We start from the raw sequence: 4,237 nt of genomic DNA on the forward strand, positions 1-4,237 counted from the left end.
AGCCATAAAAAAAACGGCTAAAGCCGCTGTAAACATGAGAAAATATTTCTTAAACCAAAAAATCACAAGCGTTGCTCCCTAAATCGCTTGGCTACAAACACTATGCCTGTACATGCCGCTAAAACCATTATTCCCGCTAATGCCCATTGGATAGGACCATTGCCCGCCAACAAACCTCCAAGACCTGAACAAGAGCCTATAATTGGTGCAAGCGCTTCTATTTTGAGAAGTCCTGTTGCTGCTTTCGTTTCTACTCTTTGATAATTAGAAGAAACATAGCTACCTTTCGCCCATAACCCTGCTTCCGCTGCTCTACGGTTTGCAAGCCCTTGAAGAGGTTTTCCACCTACCTTATTCCATTTCTGTAGTTCTGTTGGAACAGCCTCATAATCTCCCTTATTCAGTTTTTTCAACAACGTCGAGTGACAAAAGGCTTTAATCCCTACATTATAGCAAAACGATACTAATGCCGCGAACTGTTCATCTGTTAACGAAACTGTTACAGCTTTCTCAACGGCTGTCTCAAATTGCTTTAAATCCTCACAAAGAATTTCTTCTGCTTGCTGTCGTGTAATACACATCCCTTTTTTGACAAGCGGTTTACCAGCTTTGCTCGTGTGTCCATAACCAATGGTCCACACGCATGCTATATCTTGATAGGCATTCAACCGTAAACCTTCCCATTGTTTGATAAGTGTAAGCCCTTCTGATGATATTCTTCTCATATGCTTCTCCATAAAAAAAGCCTCACACAAGGTGAGGCACTCCAAAAGATATTGTTGTTTATGCTTATAACTATTTTATTCCCTATTTTCTTTGATCAATTGCTCCACCTCTTCAACACTAAAGCCAAGAGCAAATATCGGCGCATATTCGCTTTCCTGTAATTCATATTGTATGCGCTTTTCTAAAAAGCCTCCCTCTAAACCAATCGGCATTTCTGTTGCCATATCAATCTTATGCCTCTCATCTTCAATGCCTTCTTCCCCTTCACTAAGCTCCTTTATAGCAACCCAGTAAAAACGCGTTTCCAATAGCTGCTCTAGCCGTTTTACTGTCTCAGCCTTGTCAAATTCAAACATGTTCAGATAATCTTGCTTTGTATTCAAATGCTCTGGATACTCTCTCATCTTCGCCTCCTCTAAACAAAACGACGCGCACGGCTACATCCACGGGCGCTAGCTGCTTCATAAGTGGCATTACGTCTAATGACTGCACGCAGATGCGAATTGATATTCCCACTATCTGACCAGTCTCCACCACCTAGCAATGCATACATATCTTGTTTAAACTTTACATTTGGTGAGGTTCCAGTTACTGTTTGCATAAAACAAACATCTCTTACAAATTGCCAAACATAACCGCAGCCATCTTCACACCCTATATGCGAGATCATTCGTCTATTCTCCGTGGTCTTATGACCTCCGGAATGTTTAGGAGAAGGTGCCTTTTTGCCTTGAATCCCACCGCCTTCATTGCTTCCATACATCGCAGAAGTAAATTCTGTATTATTTAGCAAAGCCTTCTTAACACGCAACATATCTGATACGTGATCTGTCTGTAGACGGTTCGTTGTAATAGGAACTTTATACGCCGAGCACGTATTTCCACCAGTGCCTGACTGGAGATAAATATCCACCCAAATATCCTGTGAGGGGTCGTAAACCATCCCTTCAGGCGAACTATGCGGACGGTGGTTCAAACACCAAACAGAATTGGGCAAAATATCCCCTGCCTGATAGCCAGACAAAGGATGATCAGCAATCGTTCCAACATCCGCACAAAGCGTATGAAAGCCTCCTATCTTTCGCGAATTCATCGCGGTATATCCCGCTGGATAGGTACTGTTGTTCGATATTATAAATCTCGTCTGATTGGCATCTGTAGACACCAAATAGATATAATAATCCTTGCCCGCTGTAAGAGATTGAGAAATTGTGATATTTTTATCTTGCGTGTAACTTGCAATCAAAATATCATTTGCTAGCGCTAACGAAATGTGTGTTCCTTTTTTCAACGTGAATTGTTTTTTCCCTGTCGCAACAAGAAACGGCGTGGTAACTGAGATCACACTCAAGTTTAAAGATTTAAGTAAATTATGCAAACCAGAAGTGCTTCCGCTCTGTTGTGCACTCGCCGCTTTTTTTGCTTCCTCTGCTGTCCTTTTTGCCTCATTTGCTGTTTGTGTGACAGGAGCTAAACCGTTCTTTGCTTGAAGAGCCATTTGTTTGGCTTCACTCGCTTCTGTTCGTGCTATTCCTGCTGTTTTCTTAGCTTCTTCTGCTGCCCTTTCAGCCAAGCTTGCTTTAACCCCTGCTCCATCAGCGGCTTGCTTAGCTTCATAAGCTTTATTTGATGCTCCATAAGCTATGTTTTCTGCCTTTCCTGCTGTTTTCTTGGCTTCATCCGCTCCCATCCGTGCTAGGCTTACGGGAGCTTTAAAATTCTCAACCACTTGATTGATATCTATAACCTTACTCCTTGCCTCAGAAGCTATTTTCTCTGCTCTTTCTGCTATTGTCCGCGCCTGTCCCGCATCATGTTTCGCAGAGGAGGCTGTATTTTTTATGGCTTGAACCGCATCTTTTGCTTCGCTCGCTTCTGTTCGTGCGCTTCCTGCTGTTCTTTTCGCCTCATCTGCTGTACGTTGCGCAGATTCTGCTATAAGCTTCGCATTATTGGATACTTCTTTCGCTTTGCCGACTTCATCCTTCGCTTCATACGCTCGTGACTCCGCTTTGCTTGCTGTTTTCTTGGCTTCTTCTCCCGCCATTTCCGCTAAACTTGCTTTAACCTTTGCGCCATCTGCTACTTGCTTGGCATCACCAGCTTTATTCGAAGCTTGATAGGCTATATTCTCCGCACTTTGTGCTTTTGTCCGAGCTTGCTCTGCATCATGTCTTGCAAAACTTGATGCATCTTTAGCTTCTTTCGCTGTTTTCTGGGCTTCATCCGCTACTGTCTCTACCCTTTCTGCCTTTTGCCGTGTCCCTTCAGCAGACTTCTTTGCCTCTTGTGCTAATCTCTCTGCTGCTTCCGCTTTACTCTTTGCCTCGTCGGCTATATTCTTGACCGTCTCACCAACAGCATGAACCGCTTGCCTCTCAACACCCAATGCCTGTTCAACCGCAGCTTTCGCTTCAGAAGCTGCTTTTGTAGCTGCTGTTGCATCTTGTTGCGCCTGACGTGCCGTCGCTGTTGCTGTATCTGCTGTACTCTTGGCTTCTTCTGCTATGGTCTTCGCTGTATTCGCCCCCCTAACAGCGCTTTCTGATGCTGCTTTGGCTTCGTGAGCTACGCTCTCTGCTATCAAAGCCTTTGCCTTGATAGAAATAATATCTACAGTCGCTTTCCTTGCTGTATTTTTCGCATCTTCGGCTGTTTTTGTCGCTGTCGCTACCGATTGTTTTACTTCCTCCACTAAACCTTTTGCCTCGAAAGCTGTCGTTTTACTTTCATTGGCTAACGTTGCTGCCTGATCTGCTACTTTCTTCGCTTCAGTAGCTTTAGACAGTGCTTCAGTAGCACCTTGTTGCGCTGCTGCTCTCTCTAACCCCTGTTTTGCTTCTTGCGCCATAGTCTTGGCTTGTGTAGCAATGGCTTCTACTGTTAAAGCCTTCTGTTGTGCTCCTTCTGCTATTCTTTTGGCTTCTTCAGCTGTATTCTTGACATGATCAACCGATTGCTTAAGATTATTGGCTGTAGATAGAGCTATAGACGCTGTTTCTTTTGCATCACCGGCTACCGAAGACGCTGTCTCAGCTGTGCTGGTGGCTTCTTTTGCTGTGGTGAGTGCTTGCCCACTGTTCGCTGTCGCTGTTTCTGACGCTCTCTTGGATGCTTCAGCAATTCCCTTTATTTCATCTGCTAGTGACTTCGCAGCATTGGCTCTCTGTTGCGCTGTTTCTGCAACACTCTTCACTTCACCCATCACCCGCTTGGCATCATCAACAGCACTCTGAGAGTGTTCGGATAGTGTTTTGGCACTCTCTGCCGTTGCCTTCGCTTCTCTTGCATCTGTCAAAGCTGTCGCTACTGTACTTTCAACTTGCGTAACTATTTTTGTGCTATCCGTGACTGCTGTCGTCACTCTATCGGCTGCACCTTTAACATTCTCCGCTATACGCTTGGCTTCTTGCGCTAAACTCTCTGCCGCTTCTGATTTCCTCTTGGCATCTTCTGAGGAGACTTTCGATAGCTCTACCATTGTTTTAGCCGCATTGGAGGCTGTTAATGC

3 protein-coding genes are annotated in these 4,237 nt (G+C 44.6%); all 3 read right to left on the reverse strand.

Annotated elements, in window-relative coordinates:
- Window positions 1-62 precede the first annotated feature (62 nt).
- Window positions 63-725, reverse strand: a complete 663-nt coding sequence (gene bgtA / locus GQO39_RS08065) for a gene transfer agent endolysin BgtA (RefSeq protein WP_007552638.1) — start codon at window positions 723-725, stop codon at window positions 63-65.
- Between the two features lie 75 nt (window positions 726-800).
- A complete protein-coding gene (locus GQO39_RS08070) occupies window positions 801-1,130 on the reverse strand; it encodes a hypothetical protein (protein WP_156851709.1) in 330 nt (109 codons plus the stop codon).
- Window positions 1,131-1,141: 11 nt separating this feature from the next.
- The coding region (locus GQO39_RS08910; RefSeq protein ID WP_198039444.1) for an alanine-zipper protein at window positions 1,142-4,237 on the reverse strand (3,096 nt) is incomplete at its 5' end.

Source organism: Bartonella refiksaydamii (assembly GCF_902652675.1).
In the GTDB taxonomy this organism is placed as follows: domain Bacteria; phylum Pseudomonadota; class Alphaproteobacteria; order Rhizobiales; family Rhizobiaceae; genus Bartonella; species Bartonella refiksaydamii.

Bases quoted from the DNA above. Each gene is read 5' to 3' on its own strand.
- bgtA (WP_007552638.1), bottom strand. From the start codon at position 725: ATGAGAAGAATATCATCAGAAGGGCTTACACTTATCAAACAATGGGAA.
- GQO39_RS08070 (WP_156851709.1), bottom strand. From the start codon at position 1,130: ATGAGAGAGTATCCAGAGCATTTGAATACAAAGCAAGATTATCTGAAC.